The 22,800-nt window shown below is 68.5% G+C and carries 25 protein-coding genes; 10 read left to right on the top strand and 15 right to left on the bottom strand.

Annotated elements, in window-relative coordinates; genetic code table 11:
• Positions 1-17 precede the first annotated feature (17 nt).
• Positions 18-1,154, top strand: a complete 1,137-nt coding sequence (locus ABB28_RS00905; protein WP_057506823.1) for an MFS transporter — start codon at positions 18-20, stop codon at positions 1,152-1,154.
• Positions 1,155-1,165: 11 nt separating this feature from the next.
• Here ABB28_RS00905 and ABB28_RS00900 read toward each other — a convergent pair whose 3' ends face one another.
• Positions 1,166-1,462: a DUF3817 domain-containing protein gene (locus ABB28_RS00900; RefSeq protein WP_223181708.1), complete on the bottom strand. Its 297-nt coding sequence runs from the start codon at positions 1,460-1,462 to the stop codon at positions 1,166-1,168.
• 174 nt (positions 1,463-1,636) lie between these two features.
• Between ABB28_RS00900 and mdcA the strand changes: the two genes are divergently transcribed.
• The 9 genes from mdcA (at position 1,637) to ABB28_RS00855 (ending at position 9,853) form a co-directional block, all read left to right on the top strand.
• Positions 1,637-3,280: a malonate decarboxylase subunit alpha gene (gene mdcA / locus ABB28_RS00895; protein ID WP_057506821.1), complete on the top strand. Its 1,644-nt coding sequence runs from the start codon at positions 1,637-1,639 to the stop codon at positions 3,278-3,280.
• 12 nt (positions 3,281-3,292) lie between these two features.
• Positions 3,293-3,616 (top strand): malonate decarboxylase acyl carrier protein, encoded by a 324-nt coding sequence (gene mdcC, locus ABB28_RS00890; protein ID WP_057506820.1) that lies wholly within the window; start codon positions 3,293-3,295, stop codon positions 3,614-3,616.
• Positions 3,613-4,503 carry a biotin-independent malonate decarboxylase subunit beta gene (locus ABB28_RS00885; RefSeq protein WP_057506819.1) on the top strand — a complete coding sequence of 297 codons (891 nt, stop codon included), beginning with the start codon at positions 3,613-3,615 and terminating at the stop codon, positions 4,501-4,503. Before mdcC ends, ABB28_RS00885 begins: the two co-directional genes overlap by 4 nt.
• On the top strand, positions 4,500-5,204 hold the full coding sequence (gene mdcE, locus ABB28_RS00880; RefSeq protein WP_057506818.1) for a biotin-independent malonate decarboxylase subunit gamma: 705 nt from the start codon (positions 4,500-4,502) through the stop codon (positions 5,202-5,204). The genes ABB28_RS00885 and mdcE overlap by 4 nt, the downstream gene beginning before the upstream one ends.
• A gap of 3 nt (positions 5,205-5,207) precedes the next feature.
• The gene (mdcG, locus tag ABB28_RS00875) at positions 5,208-5,846 is read left to right on the top strand and encodes a malonate decarboxylase holo-[acyl-carrier-protein] synthase (protein ID WP_057506817.1); all 639 of its coding nucleotides are present in this window, start codon (positions 5,208-5,210) and stop codon (positions 5,844-5,846) included.
• Positions 5,843-6,700, top strand: a complete 858-nt coding sequence (gene mdcB / locus ABB28_RS00870; protein ID WP_057506816.1) for a triphosphoribosyl-dephospho-CoA synthase MdcB — start codon at positions 5,843-5,845, stop codon at positions 6,698-6,700. Before mdcG ends, mdcB begins: the two co-directional genes overlap by 4 nt.
• A complete protein-coding gene (gene mdcH, locus ABB28_RS00865) occupies positions 6,697-7,614 on the top strand; it encodes a malonate decarboxylase subunit epsilon (RefSeq protein WP_057506815.1) in 918 nt (305 codons plus the stop codon). Before mdcB ends, mdcH begins: the two co-directional genes overlap by 4 nt.
• An 88-nt stretch (positions 7,615-7,702) precedes the next feature.
• Positions 7,703-9,049 carry an SLC13 family permease gene (locus ABB28_RS00860; protein ID WP_057506814.1) on the top strand — a complete coding sequence of 449 codons (1,347 nt, stop codon included), beginning with the start codon at positions 7,703-7,705 and terminating at the stop codon, positions 9,047-9,049.
• A gap of 84 nt (positions 9,050-9,133) precedes the next feature.
• Positions 9,134-9,853, top strand: a complete 720-nt coding sequence (locus tag ABB28_RS00855; RefSeq protein ID WP_057506813.1) for a GntR family transcriptional regulator — start codon at positions 9,134-9,136, stop codon at positions 9,851-9,853.
• A gap of 17 nt (positions 9,854-9,870) precedes the next feature.
• Here the strand turns inward: ABB28_RS00855 and ABB28_RS00850 are convergent, their stop codons facing one another.
• From ABB28_RS00850 to ABB28_RS00785, 14 genes are all read right to left on the bottom strand, one after another.
• Positions 9,871-11,787 carry a response regulator gene (locus ABB28_RS00850; protein ID WP_057506812.1) on the bottom strand — a complete coding sequence of 639 codons (1,917 nt, stop codon included), beginning with the start codon at positions 11,785-11,787 and terminating at the stop codon, positions 9,871-9,873.
• Complete coding sequence (locus ABB28_RS00845; protein ID WP_057506811.1) at positions 11,774-12,646, bottom strand: sensor histidine kinase; 873 nt, start codon at positions 12,644-12,646, stop codon at positions 11,774-11,776. Before ABB28_RS00845 ends, ABB28_RS00850 begins: the two co-directional genes overlap by 14 nt.
• The gene (locus ABB28_RS00840; protein WP_057506810.1) at positions 12,643-13,662 is read right to left on the bottom strand and encodes an ATP-binding protein; all 1,020 of its coding nucleotides are present in this window, start codon (positions 13,660-13,662) and stop codon (positions 12,643-12,645) included. The genes ABB28_RS00845 and ABB28_RS00840 overlap by 4 nt, the downstream gene beginning before the upstream one ends.
• Complete coding sequence (locus tag ABB28_RS00835; protein ID WP_057506809.1) at positions 13,653-14,054, bottom strand: ATP-binding protein; 402 nt, start codon at positions 14,052-14,054, stop codon at positions 13,653-13,655. Before ABB28_RS00835 ends, ABB28_RS00840 begins: the two co-directional genes overlap by 10 nt.
• The gene (locus tag ABB28_RS00830; protein ID WP_057506808.1) at positions 14,051-14,413 is read right to left on the bottom strand and encodes an STAS domain-containing protein; all 363 of its coding nucleotides are present in this window, start codon (positions 14,411-14,413) and stop codon (positions 14,051-14,053) included. The genes ABB28_RS00835 and ABB28_RS00830 overlap by 4 nt, the downstream gene beginning before the upstream one ends.
• A gap of 1 nt (position 14,414) precedes the next feature.
• Positions 14,415-15,275 carry an STAS domain-containing protein gene (locus ABB28_RS00825; protein ID WP_057506807.1) on the bottom strand — a complete coding sequence of 287 codons (861 nt, stop codon included), beginning with the start codon at positions 15,273-15,275 and terminating at the stop codon, positions 14,415-14,417.
• Between the two features lie 226 nt (positions 15,276-15,501).
• Positions 15,502-17,037, bottom strand: coding sequence for a TerC family protein (locus tag ABB28_RS00820; RefSeq protein ID WP_057506806.1), 1,536 nt, complete (start codon positions 17,035-17,037; stop codon positions 15,502-15,504).
• 51 nt (positions 17,038-17,088) lie between these two features.
• Positions 17,089-17,316: a helix-turn-helix domain-containing protein gene (locus ABB28_RS00815; RefSeq protein ID WP_042613600.1), complete on the bottom strand. Its 228-nt coding sequence runs from the start codon at positions 17,314-17,316 to the stop codon at positions 17,089-17,091.
• Positions 17,316-17,786: a DUF2975 domain-containing protein gene (locus ABB28_RS00810; protein WP_057506831.1), complete on the bottom strand. Its 471-nt coding sequence runs from the start codon at positions 17,784-17,786 to the stop codon at positions 17,316-17,318. Before ABB28_RS00810 ends, ABB28_RS00815 begins: the two co-directional genes overlap by 1 nt.
• Positions 17,787-17,955: 169 nt before the next feature.
• The gene (locus ABB28_RS00805; protein WP_057506805.1) at positions 17,956-18,702 is read right to left on the bottom strand and encodes a copper homeostasis protein CutC; all 747 of its coding nucleotides are present in this window, start codon (positions 18,700-18,702) and stop codon (positions 17,956-17,958) included.
• Entirely contained in the window at positions 18,699-19,703 is a 1,005-nt protein-coding gene (locus ABB28_RS00800) for a glycosylasparaginase (protein WP_057506804.1), read from the bottom strand. Before ABB28_RS00800 ends, ABB28_RS00805 begins: the two co-directional genes overlap by 4 nt.
• 54 nt (positions 19,704-19,757) lie before the next feature.
• Positions 19,758-20,783: a glucokinase gene (locus tag ABB28_RS00795; protein WP_057506803.1), complete on the bottom strand. Its 1,026-nt coding sequence runs from the start codon at positions 20,781-20,783 to the stop codon at positions 19,758-19,760.
• A gap of 82 nt (positions 20,784-20,865) precedes the next feature.
• Entirely contained in the window at positions 20,866-21,996 is a 1,131-nt protein-coding gene (locus ABB28_RS00790) for a fatty acid desaturase family protein (protein WP_057506802.1), read from the bottom strand.
• 13 nt (positions 21,997-22,009) lie between these two features.
• A partial coding sequence (locus ABB28_RS00785; RefSeq protein WP_057506801.1) for a flavin reductase family protein occupies positions 22,010-22,800 on the bottom strand: 791 nt, incomplete at its 5' end.

Below are 22,800 nucleotides of genomic sequence, written 5' to 3'. Positions count from 1 at the left end.
CCCGACCGGGCCTACCTATGTCTGCAGCCTCCTTCCCCGTTGCCGCGCGGCAGCAGCACGCCACGCGCGCCGTGTTCTTCCTTCCCGGCTTCGCCATCGCGGCCTGGGCTCCGCTGGTTCCCTTCGCCAAGGCACGCACCGGCCTGGACGAAGGCGGCCTCGGCCTGACCCTGCTGTGCCTGGGCGCCGGCTCGCTGCTGGCGATGCCGGTGGCCGGCGCGCTGGCGGCCCGCTTCGGCTGCCGCGTGGTGATGCTGGTGACCCTGCTGATGGCGGGCCTGACCCTGCCGCTGCTTGCCATCGCACCGTCGGCGATCAGCCTGGCGCTGGCCCTGTTCGTGTTCGGGGCAGGCATCGGCGCCTGCGACTGCGTCATGAACCTGCAGGCGGTGATGGTCGAGCGCGATGCCCGGCGCCCGATGATGTCCGGATTCCATGCCTTCTACAGCATCGGCGGGGCGGTCGGTGCGGCGGCGATGACCGGCCTGCTCGCGCTCGGCGTAGCACCGTGGGTGGGCGCCTGCCTGCTGCTGGCGGCGATGGCCATGGTGGTGCTGGTGGCCGCGCCACACTGGCGCGATGAGCGCGCCGCAGGCGATGCGCCGATGTTCGCCATCCCACGCGGGATCGTGCTGTTGATCGGCCTGCTGTGCTTTGTCGCCTTCCTCGGCGAGGGCGTGATGCTGGACTGGAGCGCGGTGTTCCTCAACCAGGTGCAGGGCGTGCCGGCGGGCCGCGCCGGGCTTGGCTTCCTGGTGTTTTCCGTGGCGATGACGCTGACCCGGCTGTTCGGTGACCGGATGGTCGCGTGGCTGGGCCAGCAGCGTGCGGTGCTGATCGGCGGCGCGGTGGCGGCCGCTGGCCTGCTGCTGGCCACCTTTGCCAGCGTGCTGCCGCTGGCGCTGATCGGCTACGCGCTGGTGGGCCTGGGCTGTGCCAACGTCGTCCCGGTGCTGTTCACCCTGGCCGGCAACCAGAAGGCGATGCCTGAAAGCCTGGCCATTCCTGCGGTCACCACGCTGGGTTATGCCGGCGTACTGGCCGGTCCGGCACTGGTCGGCCTGGTGGCCCACCGGAGCAGCCTGGTGGTCGCCTTCGTGCTGGTGGCCATTGCCCTGCTGCTGGTGGGTATCGCGGCGCGCGCGGTGCGCTGAGCGGCGGCGCGTCAGCGCTGCACCGACAACAATCCGCGGCGGCGGAACCACCATTCCAGCGGCAGGGTGACCAGCGGCGGCACGGCCGCCAACAGCGCCAGCAGGGTCGCCCACCACGGCCAGCGCAGGCGCAGTGCCGCGACGACGGTCACCGCCACGTACGCCATGAACACCACCCCGTGCAGGCGACCGAACAGCCAGACCACCGACTCGGTGGTCTGTGGGCCGTATTTCAGCCACATGCCCAGCAGCAGGCCAGCCCAGGTAAGGGCTTCGAAGAAAGCGGTCCACGCAAACACGCGGCCCATCGGGCTGATCGGGCGAAGAGAGGTCAAGCAGGACTCCGGCAGCGGGCCAAAGATACGGATGATACGCATCCGCACTGGATTGCGGGTGCTGCCGCTTCTGCTGCACTCGCGCTTGCAGCGCTCCGGATCCGGTGATAGCGTCGTAATTACTCCGTAATTACAAAGGTCAGTGGCATGGCCCGTGTCTGGAACACCCTTGAGCAACAGCGCCAGCAACGCCTGCAGCGGGCCACCGAAGCCGGACTGCAGCGCGAGGTGCCGCATGCCCGCGTGATCGACCTGTTCGAGGCCGTCATCGAACCAGGCGACCGGGTCTGCCTGGAAGGCAACAACCAGAAGCAGGCCGATTTCCTCGCCGAATCGCTGGCCCAGGTCAATCCGGAGCGGGTGCGCGACCTGCACATGGTGCAGTCGGTGCTGTCGCTGCCCTCGCACCTGGATGTGTTCGAGCGCGGCATCGCCAAGCGCCTGGACTTTTCCTTCTCCGGTCCGCAGGGCGGACGGCTGGCCGGGCTGGTGGCCGAAGGCCGCATCGACATCGGTGCCATCCACACCTACCTGGAACTGTTCGGCCGCTATTTCGTCGACCTCACCCCGAAGATCGCGCTGGTGGCCGCGCAGGCCGCCGACCGCCACGGCAACCTCTACACCGGTCCCAATACCGAAGACACCCCGGTGATCGTGGAGGCCACCGCGTTCCGTGGTGGCATCGTCATCGCCCAGGTCAACGAGATCGTCGACACCCTCCCCCGCGTCGACATCCCGGCCGACTGGGTCGATTTCGTGACCCTGGCGCCACGCCCCAATTACATCGAACCGCTGTTCACCCGCGATCCGGCACAGATATCCGAGATCCAGGTGCTGATGGCGATGATGGCGATCAAGGGCATCTACGCCGAATACGGTGTGCAGCGCCTCAACCACGGCATCGGCTTCGATACCGCCGCCATCGAACTGCTGCTGCCCACCTATGCCGAATCGCTGGGGCTGAAAGGCAAGATCGGCAGCCACTGGGCACTCAACCCGCATCCCGCGTTGATCCCGGCGATCGAGTCCGGTTTCGTCAAATCCGTGCATTCGTTCGGTTCCGAACTGGGCATGGAGAAGTACATCCAGGCCCGACCGGATGTGTTCTTCACCGGCGCCGACGGCAGCATGCGCTCCAACCGCGCGTTCTCGCAGACCGCCGGCTTGTACGCCTGCGACATGTTCATCGGCTCCACCCTGCAGATCGACCTGCAGGGCAACAGCTCCACCGCAACCCGCGACCGGATCGCCGGTTTCGGCGGCGCGCCCAACATGGGTTCCGACGCCCGCGGCCGCCGGCATGCCAGCCCGGCCTGGCTGAAGGCCGGCGGGCAGGCCGCCCTGCCCGGCCAGATGCCGCGCGGCCGCAAGCTGGTGGTGCAGATGGTGGAAACCTTCCGCGAACACATGGCGCCCGCGTTCGTCGAGCGGCTGGATGCCTGGGAACTGGCCGAGCGGGCGAACATGCCGCTGCCGCCGGTGATGATCTATGGCGACGATGTCACCCACATCCTCACCGAAGAAGGCATCGCCAACCTGCTGCTGTGCCGTACGCCGGAAGAGCGCGAACAGGCGATCCGCGGGGTCGCCGGCTACACCGCCGTCGGCATGGCCCGCGACAAGGCGATGGTGGAAAACCTGCGCGACCGCGGGGTGATCCGCCGCGCCGAAGACCTTGGCGTGCGCAGCCGCGATGCCAGCCGCGACCTGTTGGCCGCGCGCTCGGTGAAGGACCTGGTGCACTGGTCCGGCGGCCTGTACGACCCGCCCAAACGTTTCCGCAACTGGTAAGGGACACTCTCCATGGAAACCCTTCGTTATCGTTTTCCCGGCACCCAGGCGCTTGGCAGCGCCGAGCTGCATGCGCTGGTCGGCGTGGTCGCCTCCGGCAACCTGGAAGTACTGGTCGAGCCGGCCGCACTGGACGGCGCGATGGAGATCGAGGTGATCACCTCCGCGCGCGGTTTCGGCGAGGTCTGGCAGGCGGTACTGGCCGATTTCGCCGCCCGCCATCCGCTGCGCGATGTCCGCCTGTCGTTGAACGATGCCGGCGCCACGCCGGCCGTGGTCAGCCTGCGCCTGCAGCAGGCGCTGGAAACCCTTGCCGAACGCGGGAGTGACGCATGAACCAGCGCAGTTATTACGAAGCCGATGCGCGCGAGCGCATCGAAGGGCTGCTGGATGCCGGCAGCTTCAGCGAGTTCTTCGGTCCGCGCCGCCGTACCATCAGCCCGCACCTGGCGCAGCTGGACGTGCCCGGCGCGTTCGACGATGGCATCGTGGTCGGTGCCGGTCGGCTGCAGGGGCGCGAGGTGCTGGTCGCTGCGCAGCAGGGGGCCTTCATGGGCGGCGGTGTCGGCGAGGTGCATGGCGCCAAGCTGACCGGCCTGCTGGAACGTGCCCGTGAGCTGCGCCCGGAGGCCGTGCTGTTGCTGCTGGACAGCGGTGGGGTGCGCCTGCACGAGGCCAATGCCGGGCTGATCGCGATCTCCGAAATCATGCGCGCGGTCCTCGCTGCGCGTGCCGAGGGCGTGCCGGTCATCGCGCTGGTGGGCAGCGGCAATGGGGCATTCGGCGGCATGGGCATCGTCGCCCGCTGCTGCTCGGCCGTGCTGATGTCCGAAGAAGGCCGCTTGTCGCTGTCTGGTCCGGAAGTCATCGAAACCGTGCGCGGCGTGGAAGAGTTCGACTCGCGCGATCGCGCGCTGGTGTGGCGGGTGACCGGTGGCAAGCACCGCTTCCTGATCGGCGAAGCGGCCACACTGGTCGCCGACCGCATGCAGGCCTTCGCCGATGCCGCGGTCGCCGCGATCGCGGCCTGCGATCCAGACCAGGATCCACTGGCGGCGCTGGAGCAGGCGCAACAGCAGCTGGAAGCACGCATCGCGGCCTACGGCGACTGCCGTGACGGCCTGGAAATCTGGGCCCGCCAGGGCATCGCCGATCCCGCCGGGCTGCCGCTGCTGGATACCGCCGCCTTCCTCGACGCGGTCGCCGCGCGGAGCTTGCCATGACGCTTGATCAGCTGTTGCCGGCGCTGTTTCCCGCCGGTCACCACATCCAACGCAACGACGACGTGCTCACCGGTACGGCCACCACCGCCAGCGGCGAGGTGACGGTGATCGGCACGGCCAACAAGCTGGAGGTCGGCGTGGACCATGCGCTGGCGTTGTCGGCCTGCGTGCTGGCCAGTACCCGCGCCCATCCCACGCGCCCGATCGTGATGCTGGTCGATACCGCCGGCCAGCGGCTGGCCCGGCGCGATGAACTGCTGGGCATCAACGGCTGCTTCGCCCACCTGGCACGCAGCCTGGAGCTGGCGCGCCGGCGCGGCGCCGCGCTGGTCAGCCTGGTCTACGGTGAATCGGTCAGCGGCGGCTTCCTGTCCTTCGGCCTGATGGCCGACCGCATCTTCGCCCTGCCCGAGGCGCAGGTGCGGGTGATGGACCTGCGCGCGATGGCGCGTGTCACCAAGCAACCGCTGGAAAAGCTGCAGGCACTGAGCGAGAGCTCGCCGGTATTCGCACCGGGCGTGGACAACTACGTGCGCATGGGCGCGGTGGAGGCGGTCTGGGAGGGCGATCTTGCCGCCGCGCTGGCCGCCGCGCTGGCCGAACCGCAACGGCTCGACCTGCGCCGCGAGCGCGGGCTTGAACGTGGCGGCCGCCTGCTGGCGCACGCCGTCGCCCGCGCCGTGGCCGCAGGCGAGGCCTGAGCGATGCATCGCCACGACCTGGTGTGGATCGACGCGCAGGCGGCGTGGACCACGCTCAGCCCGCATGCCGAACCGCGCCTGCGTGCGTGGGTGCAGGCGCGCCTGCCGCTGGTGGTGGCACGGCGTGACCCGGTCGTGGACGGCGCGCAGCTGCGGCTCGGCGTGCCGTTGCCACTGGATGAGGGGCGGCAACGGCTGTCACTGCGGATTGATCGCGCGGCGGTCATCCGGCACGCGCCACCGCCGCGGTTGACCGAGGTGATCGATGCGCTGTCCGCGCCGTGGCGCCCTGCCCTGCAGGCGCTGCAGCAGCGCTGCACGGCGCAGGACCTGTCCGCGCGCGTATTCGGCAGCCATGCCTGGCAGGCGATCACCGGCCTGGACTACCTGCATGCCGGTTCGGACCTGGACCTGCTCTGGCAGGTCGATGGAGCCGGCCAGGCAACGCAGGTCTGCCGCCTGCTGCAGGACTGGGAAGCGCTGCACGGGCTGCGTGCCGACGGCGAACTGGTGTTCGATGCGGCGCACGCCGTGAACTGGCGCGAGTACGCTGGCGACGCCACGCGGGTATTGGTCAAGGGCGATGCTGCCTGCTGGCTGGCAGCGCGTGAATGCCTTGCCGGCGAGGAGCTGCCCGCATGAGCGCGCTGGCCCGCCCGCGTTCGGCCGCGCCGGTCCTGCCGCGTGCGCGTCCGCTCGGCCGCCTTGCGATCGCCGCGCTGCATGCCGAACTGGCCTGCAGTCCCAAGCCCGGACTGGTGACTCCGTTCAGCCGTGGCAGCCACCAGGACATGGATGCCGGCACCTTCCTGCGCAGCCTGTTCGCGTTGCGCGGTTACTTCACCGCGATCGCCGCGCAGGCGGCCACCTGCGCCGACTTCGCGCCGCTGCGCCAGCTCGGCATCCAGGCCGAGCGCGGCATGCTGTCCGCCACCGGCAACGTCAATACGCATCGCGGCGCGATCTTCAGCCTCGGCCTGCTGGTTGCGTCGGCCGCGCGGCTGCGCGCCGAAGCTTGCCCTGCCCGCTCGGCCGATGCGGTGTGCGACGGCGTGCGACAGTGGCGCCACGCCCTGCTGCAGGCGCCACTGGATGCCACCAGCCCCGGGCAGCGTGCCCGTGCCCGCCACGCGGTACCGGGGGTGCGCGAACAGGCTGCCGCCGGCTTCCCGCTGCTGCGCGAGGTCGCCGTACCGGTGCTGCGCGCCGCGCTGGCCGATGGGCTGCCGCGCGAGGCCGCCCTGCTGCAGACACTGATGCAGCTGGTCGCGGTCACCGATGATCTCAACCTGCTGCATCGTGGCGGGGCCGAAGGCCTGGCCTTCGCACAGGCGCAGGCGCGCGGCTTCCTCGCCGCTGGCGGCGTGCGCGCAGCCGACGCATCCGCGCACATGGCACGCATCTGCAACGCCTTCGAACAGCGCCGCCTGAGCCCGGGCGGCAGCGCCGACCTGCTGGCCTGCGCGCTGTTCCTGCTGCAGCAGGAGGCCGCATGAGCCTGGCCATCCTGTGCCCCGGCCAGGGCGGCCAGCACCCGGACATGTTCCGCCGCGTGCAGGCGGACCCGGATGCCTGCGCCTTGCTGGCTGCGGCGGCGGCGCTGCTGGGCGATGCGCCCATCGACGCTGCGAGCCGCCCCAGCCGCTTCGACAACGCCATCGCCCAACCGCTGGTCTGCGCCGGCGCACTCACCCACTGGCTGGCGCTGAAAGCACGCCTGCCGGTACCCGCCGTCGTTGCCGGCTACAGTGCTGGCGAACTGGCCGCGCATGCCGTAGCCGGCAGCTACGACGCAGCCACCTGCCTGCAGCTGGCGGTGCACCGCGCCGCCTGCATGGATGCGGCCAGTCCCGCCGACGCCGGCCTGCTGGCGGTGCTGGGGCTGGAACGCGGCGGCATCGAAGCGCTGTGTGCTGAGTACGGCGTGTCCATCGCCATCGTCAACGGTGACGACCACGTGGTGCTGGGCGGCCTGCACGCCGATCTGCTGGCGGTGCAGGCATATGCCGAACAACGCGGCGCTCGCTGCGTGGTGTTGCCGGTGCACGTGCCAGCGCATACCCCGCTGCTGGCCGCGGCCGCCACCGGATTCGGGGGACGGCTGGCCGCCGCCCCGTTGCAGGCACCGCGCCTGCCGCTGCTGGCCGGCATCGACGGCCGCCGCGTGGCCACGCCGGACCAGGTCCGCGACACGCTGGCGCGCCAGATCGCCCAGACGGTGCAGTGGCAGGCGGTGATGCAGCAGGCCGTTGAACGCGGTGCGCGGGTGTTCCTGGAACTGGGCCCCGGCAGTGCATTGAGCCGTCTCGCGCGCGAGCTGCATCCGCAGCTGCAGGCGCGGTCGGTGGAGGATTTCCACACGCTGGAGGGCGTGGCGGAATGGGTGGAAACGGCCTGCGCGCGCGTATGAGCGGGCGCATCGGCCACGCAGTTGAAGCACTACCCCTGGATGGCGGGTCGCCATCGGAAGCAACGAACCAGGTGTCTCGGGAGGGCGCATGAGTCCGGAAATTGCAACGATCATCGGTCTGGTGATCATGTTCATCGTGGCCACGGCCCTGCCCATCAACATGGGTGCCGTCGGCTTTGCATTGGCGTTCATCGTCGGCGGCATCTGGGTCGGCATGGACGGCAAGGAAGTCCTTGCCGGATTCCCCGGCGATCTGTTCCTGACCCTGGTCGGCATCACCTACCTGTTCGCCATCGCGCAGAAGAACGGCACCATCGACCTGTTGGTGCACTGGGCGGTGAAAGCCGTAAGAGGCCATATCGTGGCCATCCCGTGGGTGATGTTCATCGTGACCGCAGTGCTCACCGCATTCGGCGCGCTGGGTCCGGCGGCGGTGGCGATCATCGGCCCGGTCGCGCTGCGTTTCGCCAAACAGTACAAGATCAACCCGTTGATGATGGGCCTGCTGGTCATCCACGGCGCACAGGCCGGCGGGTTTTCGCCGATCAGCGTGTATGGCGGCATCACCAACCAGGTGGTGCAGAAGGCAGGACTGGAAGTCACGGAAATGGCGGTGTTCCTGACCAGCCTCGGCTTCAACCTGCTGATGGCCTTCATCTGCTTCTTCGCCTTCGGTGGCATCGCGTTGCTGCGGCGTGGGCGTGCGGTTGCCGAGGAACCGCTGGTCGCCGGGGTGCAGGCCTCTTCGCGCCAGTTCGCCATCGAAGGCCATGGCGCCGTGGTCAGCGCCGGTGGTGGCACCCTGTCCAATGATCCGCAGGCACTGGACGAGGTACGCATCAACCGCGACCGCCTGATCACCCTGGTCGGCCTGCTGGGCCTGGGCGTGGCGGCGCTGGTGTATGACCTCAACGTGGGCCTGGTGGCGATCACCGTTGCGGTGGCCATCGCGCTGGCCTCGCCGTCCGCGCAGAAGGGCGCGGTGGATGGCATCAGCTGGTCCACCGTGCTGCTGATCAGCGGCGTGGTGACCTACGTCGCGGTGCTGCAGAAAGCCGGTGCGGTCGATTTCGTCGGCCACGGCGTCGGTGCCATCGGCATTCCGCTGCTGGGTGCGCTGCTGGTCTGCTACGTGGGTGGCATCGTTTCGGCGTTCGCTTCGTCGGCGGCCGTGCTCGGCGCCACGATTCCGCTGGCGGTCCCGTTCCTGATGCAGGGGCACCTCAGCGCCGCCGGCGTGATCTGCGCCCTGGCGGTGTCGTCCACCGTGGTGGACGTCAGCCCGTTCTCCACCAATGGCGCGCTGGTGGTGGCGTCGGCGGCGAAGGAAGAGCGCGAGGCGCTGTTCCGTCGCTTCCTGGTCTACAGCGGGCTGGTGGTGGCCTTCGGCCCGCTGCTGGCGTGGCTGCTGTTCGTGGTACCGGGCTGGATGTAAGCCGTGCCGGGGGTGGCGACCGCTGGTCGTCACCCCCGGGTGCACCCGCTAGACTGATGCATCCACCTGGACTGCGCTTCGACCATGCCCCTGGCCCCCGGCCCCCGTAAAAGCACCCGCCGCGTGCCACTCTATGAAGAGGTGGCCGAACAACTGCGGCAGAAGATCTACGATTACCTGCTGCCACCGGGCGAATGGATCGACGAGCCGGCGCTGGCCGAAGAACTGGGCATCAGCCGTACGCCGCTGCGCGAAAGCCTGAAGCTGCTCGCCGCCGAAGGCCTGGTGCAGATCGATGCCGGCCGTGGCAGCCGGGTCACCCGGCTCACCCTTGAAGACCTCAACCAGCTGTTCCCGGTGATGGCGATGCTGGAAGGTCGCTGCGCGCACGATGCGGTGCGCCGCATCGATGATGCCGGCATCGCCCAGCTGCAGGCCCTGCACGATGCGATGGAAGCTGCCGCCGCGTGCGGTGACCTGGCCGAGTATTACCGCAACAACTACTTCATCCATGAGTCCCTGCAGACCCACGCCGGCAATCCGTGGCTGATCCGGGTGACCCATGACCTGCACCGGATCCTGAAGATGCACCGTGGCCGCCAGCTGCTGACGCCGGGCCGGATGGCGCAGTCGCTGGCCGAACACCGCGAGCTGATGGACTGCATCCGCCGTCGGGATGCCGTGGCCGCGGAGGCGACCATGAACCGCCACCTGCTCAGCCAGGGCGAGGCGCTGGCCGCCTACGTCGCGGCCGGCGGCCAGCTGAATGTTCCCGCGCCGCTGCCGCGCGAAGGCGGCATCTAAGGGCACCGGCGCCCCGCTCAACGCAGGGCGAAACTCACCGCACGCAGCAGTTCGGACAGGTTGAACGGCTTGGGCAGCAGGCCCATTCCCGGCCCGAGGAACTCGTTGCGCACCGCTGCCCGTTCGGTATAGCCGGTGATGAACAGCACCGGCAGGCGCGGACGCAGCTCACGTGCCGCGTCGGCGAGCTCACGGCCGTTCATGCCCGGCAGGCCGACATCGGACAGCAGCAGCGCGATGCCTTCATCGTCGCGCAGCTCGCGCAGCGCCTGGCGCGCATCGGCCACCGCGATGACCTCGTAGCCTGCCTCGCGCAGCATGTCCTGCACCATCTGGCGCACCGAATCGGTGTCGTCCACCACCAGGATCCGCTCGAAACGGCCTACCGGCGTTTCACCGCGCTCACCGGCCACCTCGATCTTCGCCGCATCGCCCAGCGGCAACAGCAGCTCCACTTCGGTACCTGCGCCGGGTTCGCTGCTGATGCGTGCCACGCCGCCGCTCTGGCGGGCAAAGCCATAGGTCATCGACAGACCCAGTCCGGTGCCCTCGCCCTGCGGCTTGGTGGTGAAGAACGGTTCGAAGACCTTCTTCAGCAGGTGTGCTTCGATACCGCTGCCGTTGTCCATCACCTTGACGCTGATGTAGTCGCCGGCGGCCAGGCTGTAGTCGCCTTCCACCGTGGTGCGTTCACCGCGGATGCGGATCAGGCCGTTGCCGCCCAGCGCATCGCGCGCATTGATCACCAGGTTCAGCACGACGCTTTCGAACTGGTTGGGGTCGGCCAGCGCCACCAGCGGTTCGTCGCCGAGTTCGAACTCCAGTTCGATGTTCTCGCCGATGGTCCGCCGCAGCAGGTCTTCCAGCGAATGCACGCGCTGGGCCACGTCGAACGGCTGCGGATCCAGCGGCTGCTTGCGCGCGAAGGCGAGCATGCGCTGGGTCAGCGCCGCGGCGCGGGTGGCCGAACTGGACGCCGCGTCGATGTAGCGCCCGAGGCGGTCCAGCTTGCCGCTGTCCGCTGCCAGTTCGATCATGTCCAGGCCGGAGATGATGGTGGTCAGCAGGTTGTTGAAATCGTGGGCGATGCCGCCGGTCAACTGGCCCAGTGCGTCCATCTTCTGTGCCTGCAGCAGCTCGGCTTCGGTGCGCTCGCGCTCGGAAATCTGGTACGCCAGTTCGCGTCGCTGTTCGCGGTCGCGTTCGTGGTGGGCGGTGATGTCTTCCACCACCACCAGGCCCAGGTCCGGCTGCTGGTACGGCGTCAGCCGCCATTGGGTCATGCGCGGCGTACCGCCCGGGGTAGGCAGCGCCACCGTGCCCTGCCAGCGCTCACGCAGGCGCAGCGCGTCGCGCAGTCCGTCGATGAACTCGCCGGCATTGCCCAGCCGGTCAAGCGGTGACCCGTCGCTGAGCCCGGTACCGAGCAGGCGGGCGAACGCGGCGTTGGCATCGCGAACGGTCAGGTCCGCGTTCAATACCGCGATCGGCGCGTTGATCTGGCGGAAGATTTCACCGAAACGCGCCTCGGCCTCGCGCAGTGCATCCTCGGCGCGGCGCGCCCGCAGCAGGCTGCGCAGTGTGGCCAGCAGTACTTCCGGGTCCACCGGGTGGGTCAGGTAGCCATCCGCGCCGGCGTCCAGGCCGGTGATCATGTCGCCGGTGCTGATCGATGCCGCCGACACGTGCACCACCGGCAGCAATGCGGTGCGTGGCTGCGAGCGCAGTTCGCGCACCACGTCGAAGCCGCTCATGTCGGGCAGGTTGACATCCAGTACCAGCGCAGCGAACTCATTGCCCGCCACCGCGTCCAGGCCATCCTGGCCAAGCCCGGCTTCGTCCACGCGGTAGCCATGGTGCTCCAGCACGCGGCGCACCGCGTAACGCGTTGCGACGTTGTCATCCACGATCAGGATGCGGTCACGGTGCGGCATCAAGGGCCTCTGCTGCGGATTGAAGGTTGAGCGGCACCACCACGAAGAATTCCGAGCCTTCGCCCGGCACGCTGTTGACGCCGACGTGGCCGCCGAGCAGTACCGCGAAGCGCTTGCACAACGACAATCCCAGCCCGGTCCCGCGCAGGCGCTTCTGCAGCGGCGAATCCACCTGCACGAAATCCTCGAACAGCGCAGCGTGCATCTCCACCGGTATCCCGATGCCCGTATCGCGCACGCTGAAACGCACGGCGGCCTCGCCTTCCAGTTCGGCCGATACCACCACCCGGCCGCGCGGGGTGAACTTGAGTGCGTTGGACACGTAATTGCGCAGGATCTGCGCGAGCTTCTTGTCGTCGGTGTACAGCATCGGCAGCTGCGGCGGCGCGATGAACTCCAGTTCGATGTCGTTGCCGTCCACCAACGGGCGGAACATGCCGCGCAGGGCCGAGAACAGGTCCATCAGGTCGAACCAGCCCGGTGAAATGGTGATCCGGCCGGCCTCGATCTTGGCCAGGTCGAGCAGGTCGTCGACCATCTCGCGCAGCTCACTGGCAGCACTGCTGATGAACAGTACCTGCTGGCGCTGCCCGCTGCTGAGCTCGCCATCCATGCCGTCGTCGAGCAGCCGCGTCATGCTCAGGATCGAGCCGAGCGGGGTGCGGAACTCATGGCTCATGTAGGACAGGAAGCGGCTCTTCAACTCGGACACCTGGCGCAGCTGTTCGGCCTGCTGGTCCAGTTCGCCATACAGCGCCAGCACCCCCTGGTTGGTCTCGTCCAGCTCAGCGCGCAGGCCCTCGTTCTCCACGCGGAGACGCTCCATTTCCTGCTGCAGGGACAGATCGGTGACGCTCATCGGAAGGCTCCCACGCGCAGCGCGACGACGCAGACATCATCGCGACCACGATCAAAATCACGTTGCAGCACGGCAACCACCAACGCCGGATGGCGATGCTGCAATCCCGGGTAATCGCGCAGGCTCCAACGCGCCTGCAGTCCATCACTGTGCATCACCAGCAGCGTGCCAGCCGGAGCGTGAAGGCTGAATGCCTGCGCCTTGCGGTACTGCACGCCGACGATGCCGGGCATCGACGCCATGCCACGCGAGGTATCACCGATCAGCAGGGTGCCGGCGATGTTGCCCACGCCGGCGTAGTCGATGTCGCCGCTGCCCAGCGAAACGAAAGCAGCCGCCGCCGCGCCGCCGCGCGAGCCCGACAGGGCAGCATGCAGGTCGTTGATGGCATCCACTGCCTGGCCGGCCGGGGGCCGCGCGGCGAGCGCACGCACCCCACCTTCGGATGCTTCGGCTGCCAGCACCCCGTGCCCGAGGCCGTCGATCACGGTCAGCGCAAGCTGCTGGTCCTGCACCCGCAGATGCCAGGCATCGCCGCACGCCACTTCATGCTTCATCGGCAGGCGCAGAGCGCCGTAGGCGAGATCGGCGTCGCGCGGCGCGCGCTCGGGATGGATCCTGACCAGCAGCACCGCACCGCGTGCGTCGCACCAGGCGTCCATGACCCGTGCCTGGCGCGCGATCGCCGCCATGCCGAGCCCCTGGCTGCCACCGGTGGAGTAGCCGTCCTGCAGGCACTGGGCCAGCACGAAACCCGGTCCCCGGTCGATGGTGCACAGTTCCACGGCATGGCCGTGCGCTGCGGCGATGACCGACAGCAGCATCCGACCGCCACCGCCGTGGCGCCACAGGTTGGTCGCCATTTCCGTGGCGGCCAGCGCGACCCGTCCGGCATCGATCTCGTTGAAGCCGGCTTCGGCGGCCACGCGCAACGCTTCGCGCCGTGCCTGCCCGACCTGGGTGGTTTCCTCGACGACCACGACACGGGTAAGCGGACCGGAAAAATTCAGATCCATTTGGTGATGGTTACCCGCGTGCCCTGCCCTGCGGCGGAGTCCAGATCGAAATCATCAACCAGACGACGCGATCCGGACAGGCCCAGGCCCATCCCCGACCCCGACGACCAGCCGTCGGTAAGCGCCTTCACCTGGTCCGGGATACCCGGCCCCTGGTCGGCGAACTCCAGCTGGATGCCGCGGCGGACACCGCGTTCGACGATCCGCCAGTGCATGTCGCCACCACCGCCGTAGATCACCGCGTTGCGCGCCAGCTCGCTGGCGGCGGTGACCAGCTTGGTCTGGTCCACCAGCCGCAACCCGAAGGCCACCGCCAGTTGCCGCACGGTCTGCCGCGCCAGCACCACGTCCTGTTCGATCCGCACGGGGATCGTCCCCGCATCGGCGATCATGGATCGCCTACAGGCAGCTGCAGCAGCTTCATGCCACGCTCGACATTCAACGCAGTGCGCACGCCACGCAGGTCCAGGCCCAGCTCCACCAGGGTGATCGCCACTGCCGGCTGCATGCCCACCACCACGGTGGTGGCATCCATGATCCGCGCCAGCGCGGAGATGGTGGAAATCATCCGGCCGATGAACGAGTCCACGATATCCAGCGCGGAGATGTCGATCAGCACGCCGCGGGCGGACGTACGCTGGATCTTCTCGGTCAGGTCATCCTGCAGGGTCAATGCCAGCTGGTCGTGCATGTCCACCTGGATGGTCACCAGCAGCAGATCGCCCATCTGCAGGATCGGAATGCGATCCATCTCAGCCAGCCACCTTGGTCACGGTCTGGCCGGTCCGCTTCAGCGCCAACGCCAGCGCGTCGGCCAGGTTGGCCTTGGTGACGATGCCCTGCAGGTCCAGGCCCAGGTGCACGATGGTCTGCGCGATCTGCGGCCGCACACCACTGATGATCGCATCGGCGCCCATCAGGCGGATGGCGGTGACGGTCTTCAGCAGGTGCTGGGCGACCAGCGTGTCCACCGTCGGTACGCCGGTGATGTCGATGATGGCGATCTCCGATCCGGTGTCGACGATCCGCTGCAGCAGCGACTCCATCACCACCTGGGTGCGCTGCGAATCCAGCGTGCCGATCATCGGCAGCGCCAGCACGCCCTCCCACAGCTTCACCACCGGGGTGGACAGCTCCAGCATTTCTTCCTGCTGGCGCTGGATGACTTCTTCGCGGCTCTTCTGGAAGGCCTTGACGGTCTGCAGGCCGAGCAGGTCCAGCAGTTCGGAAATGGCCCACAGCTGGTCGCCCAGCTGCTGCGGATCGGCTGCCAGTGCGGTCTGGACCTGCGCGAACAATGGGCGCTTCAGCGAGAAAATGAAGCTCGCCGTCTCCGACGAATTGAAGCCCCTGCGCGCACGGTCGGTGGACAGGTCTTCCAGGAAGCGGCGGATGCCCTGCCATTCCTGGCCCTGCAGGCTGCCGACATCGGCGGCCGAGATGGCCTGCAGGAACAGGCGCCAGAACTCACGGAGCTGCGCATCCACCTCCTGGCTGGAAATACGGTTGTCCTGTCCCTGGCCTGCGGCGGCAAGGTTCTGCTGCCACTGCGTGAGGACCTGTTCCTCGTTGCTGCGGATGAGTTCAAGGGTGCGCTGCTGCAATGCCGCCATGGGAGTTTCCTGCTGGATAGGGCCAGCAGTGCATGCCAATGCATGCCCACTTGGCCGGAGGGATTCCAGCCGGGTCTGGCGGACCGCAATGCGGTACGTGCCCTCCCCCGACCGGACAACCTTCACATTACGCAATCAGCAATGTGTTCAACGCGTGAAGACCAGCATACCGTGTACGACACGATCCGCCGCCTCGTGCCTGTTCAGGGCAACAAACGCAGCTGACTCATTCAGAATTGCACTGCAACGCCACCCGTCCGACCCGGCGCCTGGCCATCGACAGCACGCGCAGGCGGAAGCCCGCATGCTCGACCACATCGCCGGCCTGCGGCATCCGGTCCAGCGCATGCAGCACCAGCCCGGACAGCGTCTGGTAGTCGCCGCTGCGCTCGAAGCGGATGCCGGCCATGCGCTGCAGGTCGTCCAGGGTCAGCGCGCCATCGGCCTCCCAGTGCTGCGCCGCGACCTCGGTGATGCCATAGCGCTCGTCCTGGGTATCGGCGAGGTCGCCTGCGATGGCGGCCAGCAGATCGTTGGCGGTCACCAGCCCTTCCACGCTGCCGTACTCATCCACGGCCACCGCCAGCGGCACCGGATGCTGTCGGATCAGCTCCAGCACCTGCAGCGCGCTGGCGTTGGAGGACACGAACTGGGCCTCGCGCAGGCTGGCCTCCAGCTGCAGCGGCCTGCCCTGCAGCAGGTTGGCCAGCAGGTCACGGCTCTGCACCACCCCGCGCAACCGGTCCAGGTCGCCGTCGGCCACCAGCAGGCGCGTATGCGGGCTGGCGATCAACCGTGCGATCACATCGTCGGTGCCGCGGCTGATGTCGATCCACTGCACATCCGTGCGGACCGTCATCACGCTGGACACCGGCCGTTCGGCCAGGGTCAGCACGCTGCGGATCATGTCCTGTTCGACCGGCTGCAGCCGCTCGCCGGCGTGGCCGGCGTCCTGCCCACCCTCGTCTTCCGCCGTGCCGGCATCGCGCACCCCGAACATCCGCATCACCGCATCGGCGGTGCGCTGGCGGAACGGCAGCTGCGCCTGGTCGCGCGCGCGGTTGAAGCCCACCCACTGGTTGAAGCCCTCCACCAGGATCGAAAACGCGATGGCCGTATACAGATAGCCCTTCGGAATCTTGAAGCCCAGGCCCTCGGCGACCAGGCTGAAGCCGATCATCAGCAGGAAGCCCAGGCACAGCACCACCACGGTGGGATGCCGGTTGACGAAGCGCGTCAACGGCTTGCTGGCCAGCAGCATCAGTGCCATCGCGATGGTCACGGCGGCATACATCACGCCCAGGTTGTCCACCATGCCGACCGCCGTGATCACCGAGTCCAGCGAGAACACCGCATCGAGCACCACGATCTGCGCCACCACCGTGCCGAAACTCGCATACACCTGCTTGCCGCCACCCTCGTGCGAGCGCCCTTCCAGTCGCTCGTGCAGCTCCAGGGTGCCCTTGAACAGCAGGAACAGGCCGCCCACCAGCAGGATCAGGTCGCGTCCGGAGAACGCATGCCCAAGCACCGCGAACAGCGGCTCGGTGAGTTTCATGATCCAGGACAGCGCGGCCAGCAGCACCAGCCGCATCAGCAGCGCCAGGCCCAGGCCGATCACCCGCGCGCGGTCGCGCTGGTGCGGGGGCAGCTTGTCGGCCAGGATCGCGATGAACACCAGGTTGTCGATGCCCAGCACGATCTCAAGCACTACCAGGGTTGCAAGCCCCATCCATATCGAGGGGTCAGCCAGCCATTCCATGCGTCGTTTCTTTTCTGTGGATGAAGGGGAATTCGTGCAGCTGCTGCCGGATCAGGCGCCGTCGTCCTGCGTCGCGGCCGGATCGTGCCCGAGCAGGTCACCGGGCGTGCAGCGCAGTTCGCGGCAGATCGCATCGAGGGTGGAAAAGCGGATCGCGCGCGCCTTGCCGGTTTTCAGGATGGACAGGTTGGCCAGGGTGATGTCGATGCGCCCGGCCAGCTCGGACAGGGTCATGCCGCGTTGCTGCAGCATGCGGTCCAGGGTGATGACGATCGCCATCAGACCACCCCGTCCAGGTCCTCGCGCATCGCGGTGCCTACGGCGAAGACATGGGCGATGACGAACAGCATCAGCACCGCCACCAATCCGGTGATCGACATGCCGCCGCCGACCTCCATCCACGCGAACTGCGGTCCCATCCAGCTGGAGTAGACGCCGATCAGGATGGACAGCACCTCCATCGCCAGCATCAGCCAGGCCATCCGGCGCAGCCGGCCGACATTGCCCTGGGTGAAAGGTTGCTGCTCGCGCACCGAGCGCACCAGGCGCTGCAGGTGGCGCAGGAACACCAAGCCCAGGGCCAGCAGCACCACGATGGCCAGCAGGCCGGCACTGAAGTGCAGCAGCAGGTGTGGCGCATCGCCATGTTCGGCGACCACCGACGCGTCCACCGCGTCGAGCAGCCGCGCCGGCCGATGGAACACCAGCGGCACGGCGCAGAGGGCGGCCAGGATACCCAGCCAGCACATCGCCATGACAGCATGGATCGCCGCATGGGTCAGGTTGAAGATGCCACGCGGATCAGGCGCACGGCGGGTACGGCTTGGCACGGGGACTCCAGCAGACAGGCGCCGGAAGGGCGTCGTGTGTTTATTGATAAACGATAAACACCGTCGTGTCCAGCCCGTGATGCGGTCGTCAGCGCGTGTCCGTCAGGGTGTCCAGCGCGGCACGCAGTGCGGCGACCTGGGTGGCGTCGCTCTGCTGGTGGTCCAGCGCCAGACCGGTCAGGGCGCGGTTGTGATGCTGCATCGCACTGCGGCGCAGCCCCTTCGCCGAGGCATGCAGTTCGGTGCAGCCACTGCGCTGGGCGACATCGGCGATGTTGGACGCGGCAAGTCCGGCCCCGGCGATGATCCCGATGCGCCCGGCAGAGCGCTGGACCATGCCGGCCAGCACGTCAGCGCCGTCCACTGCCGAGCCTTGGCCGCCGGAGCTGAGCACCCGCGCGCAGCCCAGACCGACCACCGCCTCCAGCGCGGCAGGGAGGTCGCGCGCCGCGTCGAAGGCGCGATGGAAAGTGACCGGCAGGTCACCGGCCGCCGCGACCAGTTCGCGGCACAGCGCGGCATCGACGTCGCCCTCGGCGGTCAACGCGCCGAGCACCACCCCGTCCATGCCCAGTGCGCGGCAGTGCTGGATGTCGCGCAGCATGACCTCCGCCTCCCAGTCGCCATACAGGAAATCGCCAGCGCGTGGACGGATCAACACGAACACCGGCAGCCGCACCCGGTCGCGGGTGACGGCCAGGGTCGCGTGCGAGGGCGTGAGTCCGCCAGAGGCAAGGTCGGCGAACAGTTCCACGCGGTCCGCCCCACCGGCCTGCGCGGCGAGTGCCGAACCGACCCCATCACAGGCGACCTCCAGCAGCCGGCGCATGCTCAGGTCTGCTCCGTGCGGTACACCGCGTCGGCATCGTGCAGCACATCCTGGCGCTGCGCATCACACACTGCGTAGACGAAGCCACGGTGCAGGGCATACGCCCCCACTTCACCGTCACGATTCATCGCCAGGAAACAGACCTGAAGGGTGCGGCTGGCCTCCGGCCGCTTGCGCACCACCCGCGCGATCGCCTCGCGGCAGGCCTCGGCCGGGCTGCGTCCCTGCCGCATCAGCTCCACCACCAGGAACGAGGCGGCGTTGCGGATCATTTCTTCGCCGACACCGGATGCGGTGGCCGCGCCGACCTCGTTGTCCACGTACAACCCGGCGCCGATGATCGGGCTGTCGCCGACCCGCCCCTGCATCTTCCACGCCATGCCGCTGGTGGTGCAGGCACCGGCCAGGCGCCCCCGTGCGTCGCGGGCCAGGATGCCCAGGGTGTCATGGTTGCTGCTGTCGCCGGGGATCGCGCGGCGTTCGGCATTGATCTGCGGTGCGTACTCGGCGGTCTTCAGCCACGCTTTCCAGGCCTTCTCGGCGGCGGGCGTGAGCAGCTTGCCGCGCGGGAAACCCTGTTCCACCGCGAAGGCCTGCGCGCCCTGCCCGACCAGCATCACGTGCGGGGTCTTTTCCATCACCCGGCGTGCCACCGATACCGGATGCAGGATGTCGACCAGCGCGGCAACCGAACCACAGCGGCCGTCGCCGTCCATGATGCTGGCGTCCAGGCTCAGGTTGCCGTCCCGGTCCGGGTTGCCGCAGCGGCCCACGGTCGGGTTGCAGAGTTCGCTCTCCGCCCAGCGTGCGCCCTGTTCCACTGCATCCAGCGCGCTGCCGCCGTCGGCCAGGGTCTTCCAGGCCACCTGGTTGGCGCCCACGCCGAAATCCCAGGTCGACACCACCCGGGGACCGGGATCGGCCGCGGCCGCACGTGCGCTGCGTGGCAGTCCCAGCGCGCCGACAGCCAACGCTCCGGCCTGCAGGAAGCTTCTACGATCGGTCATGCGAACCCCTCTGTTGTTCAAGCCCCGCCCCTGGCCGACGCCGGACGCGCGCGGTCACGCCGCTGATGCGTTCCAGGCCGCCGCGCCCAGTACGCCCAGTTCGCCATGTTCCACCCGCCACACCGGCACCTGCTGCAGCACACTGCCGAGCACACCCTTGTTGAGGAAGCGCGCGACGAACGGACTGTCCGGCAGGAACGGGGCGATGTGTGCCGACACCCCGCCGGCCAGGTAGACCGCGCGGGCGCCGAAGGTGATCGCCAGGTCACCGACGAAACTGCCGAGCCAGCCGCAGAACACGTCCACGGTCTCGCGCGCCAGCGGATCATCGCCGCGGTGGGCGGCAGCCAGCAGCGCTTCGGTGTCGTCGCAGTGCGCGCTCGCGCCACGCAGTTGGCACAGGCACTGGTAAAGATTGAGCAGGCCGGTGCCGGACAGCACGCGTTCGTTGTCGACGTGGTCCCAGCGCTGCAGCAGCAGGCGCAGCACGTCCAGCTCCAGCGCGGTACCGGCCGACAGCGCCGAATGGCCGACTTCACTGGCCAGCACCGGCCGTGCGCCGTCGGCGAAACGCAGTGCTGCGCCCAGACCGGTGCCGGGCCCCAGCACCAGTGCCGGCCAGGCCGTGGCCGGGTCCGCGCTGCCATGCAGGGCCACCAGCGCATCGCTGCGCACGTGCGGGATGGCCAGTGCCACCGCTTCGAAATCATTGATCAACTGCAGCGACCGCAAGCCGGCCTGCTGGCGCGTGGCGTCCACCGACACCGGCCACGGCAGGTTGGCGTTGACCAGCGTATCGCCCTGCAGCAGTCCGGCGATGGCGACCACCGCCGCAGCAGGCTGCGGCGTGGCAGTCGCAGCGAAATCGGCCAGGATCGCGGCCAGGCTGGGGTATTGCGCGCAGCGGTAGCGCCGGAAGCCGTCGATGCGGGGCGCGTGGGCGCCGCCATGCGACCAGGCCAGGCGCGCGAAGGTTCCGCCGACATCGGCGACGATCTGCGCATCAGGGGATTCGGGCAACGGCCGCGGCGAGGGGGATGGGCTCTGGATGGAGACCTGGGACGATGCCGCAACGTTCACTCGCACGCCTTTACGGAAAGCAACTCAATGCGCGCAATTCTCAGCGATTGCCCGCGCTTTGCATAGCGCGGGCCCTGGCCGTTCAGGCAGCACCGGCCACCGGCTGGCGTACCCGCATGCGCGCCGGCCGGCTCGGGAAGGCATGCCGCAGGATCCGCCAGACCACCTGCCCGAACTGGCTCGGCAGTGACCCGGTGTTGTAGTGCTGGCCGTAGCGGCGGCAGATGTCCTTCACTTCCACGGCGATGCGTGAATAGCGGTTGGCCGGCAGGTCCGGGTAGAAGTGGTGCTCGATCTGGTGGCTCAGGTTGCCCGACAGCACGTTGATCACCCAGCCGCCCTTGAGGTTGGACGAGCCGCGCAGCTGGCGCAGGTACCAATGGCCACGCGATTCATTGCGCAGGCAGTCCTTGGAGAAGGTTTCGGCATCGGCGGTGAAATGACCGCAGAAGATGATCACGTAGGTCCAGATGTTGCGCATGCCGTTGGCCACCAGGTTGCCCAGCATCACCGGCAGGAAGAACGGGCCGGCCAGCGCGGGGAACAGCAGGTAGTCCTTGCCCAGCTGGCGCGCCATCTTGGCGCCGACCGGACGGGTTTCCTTCCACAGCTGGCGGGCGGTCATGCGGCCCTTCAGCCAGCGCCCGATGCGCAGGTCCTGGATCGCCACGCCCCACTGGAACAGCAGCGCGAAGATCGGCGCGATGATCGGCTGCAGCAGGTAGAACGGGCGCCAGCGCTGTTCGGGGAAGATGCGCAGCAGCCCGTAGCCGATGTCATCGTCCATGCCGCGCACGTTGGTATAGGTGTGGTGCTTGAAGTTGTGCGTCTTGCGCCAGTTGTCACTGGTGGCCACGATGTCCCACTCGTAGCTGTTGCCATCCAGCTTCGGGTCGCCGGTCCAGTCGTACTGGCCGTGCATCACGTTGTGCCCCAGCTCCATGTTTTCCAGGATCTTGGACAGCGCCAACAGCAACGTACCGGCGATGCACGCCGGCCACAGCAGCGGCGACCAGAACAGCGGCGAGAACGCGCCGACGAACAGCAGCAGGCGGCCGAGCACGCCGGACCAGCGCACCGCGGCGGCGACGCGCCGGATGTAACGGGTGTCCTTGGCGCCCAGTTCGCCGATCACGCGGTCGCGGATCGCGTCCAGTTCGGCGCCGAAGGCGTCCAGCTCGGTAGGGGTCAGGGCTCGATCAGGGCGGCTCATCAGCAAGGCTTCCTTAGATATCCAGGACCAGGTCGGTGGTCGGGGCACTGACGCAGATACGCACCGGCATTGCCGGTTCATCCTGGTCCTGGCCGGTACGCAGGTGCCGCGTGGCGCCACTGGCGCGGACGCAGGTGCAGGTATTGCAGATGCCCATGCGGCACCCATGCTTTGGTTTCAGTCCATGCGCTTCCAGGCTGTCGAGCAACGGCCTGCCGCGCGGCACGCTCAACGTGCGGCCACTGCGGGCCAAGGTCAGCTGGACCTCGCCCTGGTCACCGGCAGGCACCGGTGGCGGGGTGAAGGCTTCAGCCTGGAAGCCTGCCACGTGATGCAGCAGGCGGTTGCGCGCGGCAGCCACGAAGCCGTCCGGACCACAGGCCAGCACGTGGCGCTGGGCCAGCGGCACATCGCCGAGGCTGTCGAAGACCACGTTGTCGATGCGTGCCGCCGGCGCCTGCGCATCGCGCGTGGCCAGCAGGCGCACCTGCAGTTGCGGATCGGCAGCCGCCATGGCCAGCAGCTCCTCGCGGAAGCTGAAGCCGGCGTGGCTGCGTTCCCAGTAATAAAGATCCACCGGTGCACCGAGCGGACGGCTGGCCGCGGGCAGTGGCATCACCCCGATGCGCAGCCTGCTGCGCGCCCTGGCCAGCAGCAGCAGCGGGGCTGCGGTCGGCACGGAAAAATCACCGAACGCTTCACCGATGTGGAAGACGCTGCCCTGCGGGGCCTGCGAAACCAGGTATCGGCTTACGCGGCCGCCGTCGACGGCCTTGACCGTGATCGACAGCAGGTTGCGACCGA

Origin of the sequence: Stenotrophomonas chelatiphaga, assembly GCF_001431535.1 — a bacterium.
Lineage (GTDB): Bacteria > Pseudomonadota > Gammaproteobacteria > Xanthomonadales > Xanthomonadaceae > Stenotrophomonas > Stenotrophomonas chelatiphaga.
The sequence above is the reverse complement of the archived record's forward strand: the minus strand, read 5'-3'. Positions and strand labels throughout refer to the sequence as shown.